Consider the following 6,047-nt stretch of genomic DNA (forward strand, 5'->3'; position numbering starts at 1 on the left):
CCCAGGGCCGACCGCCATTGACGGGGCGTTTTTAAATCCTGAATGGAGATTTTCATGCGTAAATATCCTGTCTTAATGCCGCTGCAACAAGTCTAATGTCACCAAAGCTTCCTAGCTGACATAAGAACTTCATTGGCTTGCCACTTCTTGGACAAGTTGGAATTTCTGCATCTTGGAGCCAATCAGGTTCACCAGCCATTCCGATACTTTCATATTCGTCAATTTCGCTTTTTGCTTCCGCACGAACCTTTATTCCTTCAAATATTATTTTTGAATTTTTATTTACTTCATCAAAGGCACTTGTGGAAGCTGCGGTGTCTTGGGGTTCAATTATTTTCGGTGCACTTGGGTTGTCATAATCAAGATAGATAAAATACTCATCACAGTAGGTTGGATGAATTAAATTCACTCTAAAAGGAAGCCAAGAGAACAATGGGTCAGAATTGTCAATATACCCCAAGTACTGAAAGCCTCCTAAAAACTCATTATCAGGAACTTCAAAGTTCGTTGGCACATCACCACCAATTTGATGCTTACCTTTTTCGTTTCTTATCAGTTCGTATTTCATACTCGTTTTTTAGCCAAAACAGCGTTTAACGTTTAGTTGTCTGCAATTTTCGGAACAAGATAAGATGAAATATTATCAGGCAACTAAACCATCTGATTGCACCCCCGCACATCCGAGTTATCCATCCGCCCTAGCACCTCAAACGAGCCATCTTCGTGCATCCGCGCCAAATCTTTCGTTTCGACGAACGCGCAGGAATCCACGTTAGCCAAATCAATCACATTGATGGCCCCATCGGGCCTGTCGCCAATTGAAAACGGGTCCGACGGGTCACGCAGCAGCACCCGCATTGGCGCGGGGCAGTGGAAACGGCCGTCACCGAGCGAGTAGGCCTGGCTCAGCAATTCCGTCATGCCGTATTCGGAGTGAATGCCGGCAGGGCCAAACGCCCGCTGCAATTCGGCGTGCAGTTCCTCCCGAATCATCTCACGGCGGCGGCCCTTCATGCCCCCGGTTTCGAGCACAGTGAGGCCTTGGAGTTCCGGCGCGGGGCCGGCTTCCAGGGCGAAATCCAGCAGGGCATAGCTCACACCGATGAGCATGACGCGGCGGCCGGAAACCTGCTTCGCCTCGGCCAGCGCGGTGCGCAGGGCGGCGTGGTCGTGCAGAAAAAACGCCGGCTGCGTCTGGCCCGATTGCTGCGCGAAATAGTCCACCATCGCCACCAGCGAGGAATTGCCCTGCTCCAAGTACGACGGCAGCAGCGCCAGAAACATCCAGCCCGCGAGCGGGCCGTAGTACTGCTCGAAGATGCGGGCCGCGTTTTCGCGGTACAGCGCGGGCTCGCGCACAAGGTGGCGGCTGCGCTGCTGGAGCGTAGTACCGCTGCTCAGAAACACCTCCTGCGGCTCCCATCCGGCCGGGTTGGTGCGCACCTCGTGGGTTTTGAAAAACTCGATGGGCAGAAACGGAATATCCGTCAGCCGGGCCACGGCAGCCGGGTCGCGCCCTAGTTGCGCGAGGTAGGCCGTGTAGGGCGGGCAGTGCGCGGCCTGGTACCGGAACAGCGCCAGCGCCGCCGCCTCAAAGGTGTCGGCCGTAACGGAAGGCAAGCCTAGCAAAAAATCAGAACGGAAACTCATGAGCCGATAACCAGTTTAGCGGATACCCCCGAACCAACCACCTTGGCTATTCGTTGGGAAGAACGTACTTTGGGGCCACTTCGGCCGTTGTGCTTCTGACTTCTCACTTCCTGTCTTTATGAACCTGTTTCGTACCCTGCGCGGAGCTGCTTTCCTTGGCCTGGCCGGGGCAGGCCTCAGCGGCTGCCTCAACGCCCCCGATTACTCAACCACGCCCGAAATTGAGTTCCGGGATGTTAAGGTGACGCGCATTCCTGCCGTGAATGGCAACGTGGGCCGCGATACGCTGGAATTTGTGCTCGGCTTCCGCGACGGCGACGGCGACCTGGGCCTGGGGCCGGAAGACCTCGCCAAGGCCCCCTTCAACACCAAAACCGGCGGGCACAACAACCGAGGCTACAGCTACAACTACTTCATTCAGCCCTACAAGAAGAATACGGTCACTAAGAATTTCGATTTTTACGTAACCCCGGCCCTGCCGCCGTTTCCCGCCGGTATTGTGGGTGAGTACGACAGCCAGTACCCCCGCCTCAACGGGGCCGACGGCCGCGCCGCCCCGCTGAAAGGCGAGCTGCGCTACAAGCTCCCCCTTTCGCTCGATGGCACCGTGTTCTCGCCCGGCGACGTGTTTCGGTTCGAAATCAGCATCCTGGACCGTGGCCTGCACGAGAGCAACAAAATCACCACCAGCGAGGTGACGCTGTAGCCCGGCGGGCCGGCCTACAGCGTCACCTGCTTGGAACCCATTCAAATAGGCCGTCATGCTTCGCTGCGCGTTGCATGACGGCCTATTTGGTATTTATGTGAATGATACTTAGTAAATAGCCGGAAACTGCTCCGGCGCATCCTCGCTCATCATCTCATAGATGGTGTCGAACACGTCCTCGGCGTTGGGCTTGCTGAAGTAGTCACCGTCGGAGCTGTAGGCCGGGCGGTGGGCCTGGGCGGCCAAGCAGCGCGGCTGCGCGTCGAGGAAGCGGTAGGCCTGCTGCTCGTCCAGCACGTGCTGCATCATGAAGGCGGTGCCGCCGCCGGGCACGTCTTCGTCGGCAAACAACACGCGGTTGGTTTTCTGGAGGCTGTCGGCGATGAGGTGGTCGGTGTCGAAGGGCAGCAGCGTTTGCACGTCGATAACTTCCACGGAAATGCCCACGTCGGCCAGCTGCTTGGCGGCGTCCATCACGATGCGGCACATTGAGCCGTAGGTGACCACCGTTACATCGGTGCCTTTTTTCAGCACCTCGGGGCGGCCCAACGGTAGGGTGAATTCGCCCACGTTGCTCGGCGTTTTCTCTTTCAGGCGGTAGCCGTTCAGGCACTCAATCACGATGGCGGGCTCGTCGCTGCGCAACAGCGTGTTGTAGAAGCCGGCGGCCTGCACCATGTTGCGCGGCACGCACAAATGAATGCCCCGGATGCTGCCCAATATCATCTGCATGGGCGAGCCGGAGTGCCACACGCCCTCCAGCCGGTGCCCCCGCGTCCGGACGATGAGGGGGGCCTTCTGGCCACCCTTGGTGCGGTACTGCAGACAGGCCAGGTCGTCGCTCAGAATCTGAATCGCATACAGCAGGTAATCAAGGTACTGAATTTCGGTAATGGGCCGCAGGCCGCGCAGCGCCGCTCCAATCCCCTGCCCCACAATGGTGCACTCGCGGATGCCGGTATCGGTCACGCGCAGCTCACCAAACTTGTCCTGCAAGCCGGCAAAGGCCTGGTTCACGTCCCCAATCTTGCCCACGTCCTCGCCGATGGCGAAGATTTTGGGGTCGCGCTGGAAATTGGCATTGAAGCAGGCCTGCAGCACCTCGCGGCCGTCCACCACGGGCGCATCGGCGGCGTAGGTGGCGGGCACTTCTTCGATGTTGCCCACCGCCAGCTCACTCTGGCTGAACAGGTTGGAGTTGTAGCGGTCGGCATTTTCGGCCAGCAACTGCTCCAGGTGGCGCTGCACCGAGCGGCGGCCGAAGCTGCGCTTCTCGTTGCGCACGGCGCGGAGCACGCGGCGCAGGGTCCGCACAATGTCGGCCCGGATGGGCGTAGGGTTTGTTTTCAGTTGCTCCACCATTTCGTGGAGCGTGTTCTCGGTGCCGGTGTCGGCCACCAGCTGGTCGAGCAGGGCCACGGCCTCGTCGCGCTCCGCTTTAATGGGGTCGAAGAAGGCGGCCCAGGCGGCCGTGCGGGCCGTTTTGATAACGGCAGCGGCAGTTTTCTCTATTTCATCGAGCTCCAGCTCAGTGGCGTGGCCCTCGGCCAGCAGCCACTCGCGCAGCTTGTGCAGGCAGTCGTGGTCCTCCTCCCAGGTCAGGCGGTCCTTGCTCTTGTAACGCTCGTGCGAGCCGCTGGTGCTGTGGCCCTGCGGCTGCGTGAGTTCCGTGACGTGGATGAGCACGGGCACGTGCTGCTCGCGGCACACGGCGGCGGCGCGCTGGTACGTATCCACCAGGCCGGCGTAGTCCCAGCCGCGCACCACGTAAATCTCGAAGCCCGACTGGCCTTCGCCCTCGCGCTGCAGGCCCATCATAATTTCGCTGATGCTCTGCTTGGTGGTCTGATATTCAGCGGGAACCGAGATGCCGTAATGGTCGTCCCACACGCTCACCAGCATGGGCACCTGCAGCACGCCGGCCGCGTTCAGGGCCTCAAAAAACATGCCCTCCGACGTGCTGGCGTTACCGATGGTGCCGAACGCCACCTCGTTGCCGTTGGTCGAGAGCGTATCGAACTGGTGCAGCTCGGGGTTCTGGCGGAACAGCTTGGAGGCGTAGGCCAAGCCCAGCAGGCGCGGCATCTGGCCGGCAGTGGGCGAGATGTCGGCCGAGGAGTTTTTGGTGTGGGCGAGGTCGGTCAGGTTGCCGTCGTCGTCCAGCATACGGGTGGCGAAGTGGCCGTTCATGGCGCGGCCGGCGGTGGCGGGCTCGGCCTCCACGTCGGGGTTGGCGTAGAGCTGGGCGAAATACTGCTCCCAGGTGAGCTGGCCAATGGCGGCCATAAACGTCTGGTCGCGGTAGTAGCCGGCGCGGAAATCGCCGTTCTGGAAGGCGCGGGCCATGGCCAGCTGCGGCACTTCCTTGCCATCGCCGAAGATGCCAAACTTGGCCTTGCCCATAAATACTTCTTTGCGGCCGGCAAGCGAGGCGTGGCGGCTTTCCCAGGCCAGGCGGTAATCGGTGAGAAAGTCGGCCTTGGTGAGGGGCGCGGCTAGCGCGGGCACGGCGGTTTCGGCTACGGACATATAATAGGGGTCAGGATACGTGGGAATTTTGAAGCAGGAAGGGCGAGCGGCCGAAGCCGTGGTGCAAAAATACGGAATCGGGGCCGGGTAGGTGGCGTGGTGGGGTTTGGACGTATATTTGGGGTACGGTGGTGGCAGGCTTTGGGGGCTGATTCTCAGCCCGACGCTGTTGCTACCGGTTTTGTTTTTCTCCTTCAAAACCGCCCGCGCCGGCTTTTGATTACCGGCTCAGGGTTTAGAAATCATGAAGAAACTCCTTACTATTTGCCTGCTGGCCCTGGCCGGCGCGGCCCACGCCCAGGGCGTGATGCAGTTCACGACCGACGGCCACGACTTCGGCAACGTGCCTGAGGGCACGATGGCCACCCACGAGTTCAAGTTCAAAAACACCGGCAATCAGCCCGTTATCATTTCCAACGTGCAGGCCAGCTGCGGCTGCACCACCCCGGACTGGACCAAAACCCCGGTGCTGCCCGGCAAAATGGGCGTCATCAAAGCCATGTACAGCAGCGCCGGCCGCCCCGGCGTGTTCAACAAAACGGTGACCGTAACCAGCAACGCCACCGAGGCCAGCAAAGTCCTCAGCATCAAAGGCACGGTACTCACCAAAGACCAGATTAAGCCCACGCTCACGCCGGCCCAGCTGGCCGCCTCGCCCCACCTGGTGCTCGACCAGAGCGCCCACGATTTCGGCAAGATGGAAGCCGGCCAGCAGCCCACGGCCCGCTTCACGGTGAAGAACACCGGCAAAACCGAGCTGGTGCTGGGCGCACTCACGTCGGGCTGCTACTGCGTGGGCTACAAGAACAACCCCGCCCCCATCGCGCCCGGCCAGAGCGCCGTGGTGGAGTTGATTTACAGCCAGCGCCAGCTTGGGCAGGTGAGCGACGCGGTCACCATCACGTCCAACGACGTGAGCGGCGACGCCAAAATCACGCTCAAGGCCAACATCGTGCGCGACCTCAGCGGCAATAGCATGGTGAAGGAGAGCGGCACGGCCGTACCGTTTAAGTAAGAGCGGTTTCTGTATAGCCTACGGCAACGGGCTCCGGCGTTGGGCCCCCCCAATGTTTTGGTGGGCGGAACCCGGTGGCCCGTGCGCGTTTCGTGGCAACGTTTAAAAAATAAATTTTTTATAAAATTAAAAAAAGTATTTTTATTA

General features: G+C 59.9%; 5 protein-coding genes. 2 read left to right on the plus strand and 3 right to left on the minus strand.

Annotated features, from left to right (window positions below; all coding sequences use genetic code 11):
* Positions 1–52: 52 nt before the first annotated feature.
* Positions 53–568 carry a hypothetical protein gene (locus HBN54_RS23080; RefSeq protein ID WP_168675608.1) on the minus strand — a complete coding sequence of 172 codons (516 nt, stop codon included), beginning with the start codon at positions 566–568 and terminating at the stop codon, positions 53–55.
* An 83-nt stretch (positions 569–651) separates the two neighbouring features.
* Positions 652–1,650, minus strand: coding sequence for a long-chain fatty acid--CoA ligase (locus HBN54_RS23085; RefSeq protein ID WP_168675609.1), 999 nt, complete (start codon positions 1,648–1,650; stop codon positions 652–654).
* A gap of 118 nt (positions 1,651–1,768) precedes the next feature.
* Here HBN54_RS23085 and HBN54_RS23090 point away from each other — a divergent pair, with 118 nt between their 5' ends.
* Positions 1,769–2,356, plus strand: a complete 588-nt coding sequence (locus HBN54_RS23090) for a hypothetical protein (RefSeq protein ID WP_168675610.1) — start codon at positions 1,769–1,771, stop codon at positions 2,354–2,356.
* Positions 2,357–2,464: 108 nt separating this feature from the next.
* Here HBN54_RS23090 and HBN54_RS23095 read toward each other — a convergent pair whose 3' ends face one another.
* Positions 2,465–4,885 (minus strand): alpha-ketoacid dehydrogenase subunit alpha/beta, encoded by a 2,421-nt coding sequence (locus HBN54_RS23095; protein WP_168675611.1) that lies wholly within the window; start codon positions 4,883–4,885, stop codon positions 2,465–2,467.
* 244 nt (positions 4,886–5,129) lie between these two features.
* Between HBN54_RS23095 and HBN54_RS23100 the strand changes: the two genes are divergently transcribed.
* Positions 5,130–5,900: a DUF1573 domain-containing protein gene (locus tag HBN54_RS23100; RefSeq protein ID WP_168675612.1), complete on the plus strand. Its 771-nt coding sequence runs from the start codon at positions 5,130–5,132 to the stop codon at positions 5,898–5,900.
* The last annotated feature ends 147 nt before the right edge of the window (positions 5,901–6,047 follow it).

This window comes from Hymenobacter artigasi (assembly GCF_012275535.1).
Taxonomy (GTDB): Bacteria; Bacteroidota; Bacteroidia; order Cytophagales; family Hymenobacteraceae; genus Hymenobacter; species Hymenobacter artigasi.

Coding starts and splice junctions, on each gene's coding strand:
- HBN54_RS23090 (WP_168675610.1), top strand. CDS start 1,769: ATGAACCTGTTTCGTACCCTGCGCGGAGCTGCTTTCCTTGGCCTGGCC.
- HBN54_RS23100 (WP_168675612.1), top strand. CDS start 5,130: ATGAAGAAACTCCTTACTATTTGCCTGCTGGCCCTGGCCGGCGCGGCC.
- HBN54_RS23095 (WP_168675611.1), bottom strand. CDS start 4,885: ATGTCCGTAGCCGAAACCGCCGTGCCCGCGCTAGCCGCGCCCCTCACC.
- HBN54_RS23080 (WP_168675608.1), bottom strand. CDS start 568: ATGAAATACGAACTGATAAGAAACGAAAAAGGTAAGCATCAAATTGGT.
- HBN54_RS23085 (WP_168675609.1), bottom strand. CDS start 1,650: ATGAGTTTCCGTTCTGATTTTTTGCTAGGCTTGCCTTCCGTTACGGCC.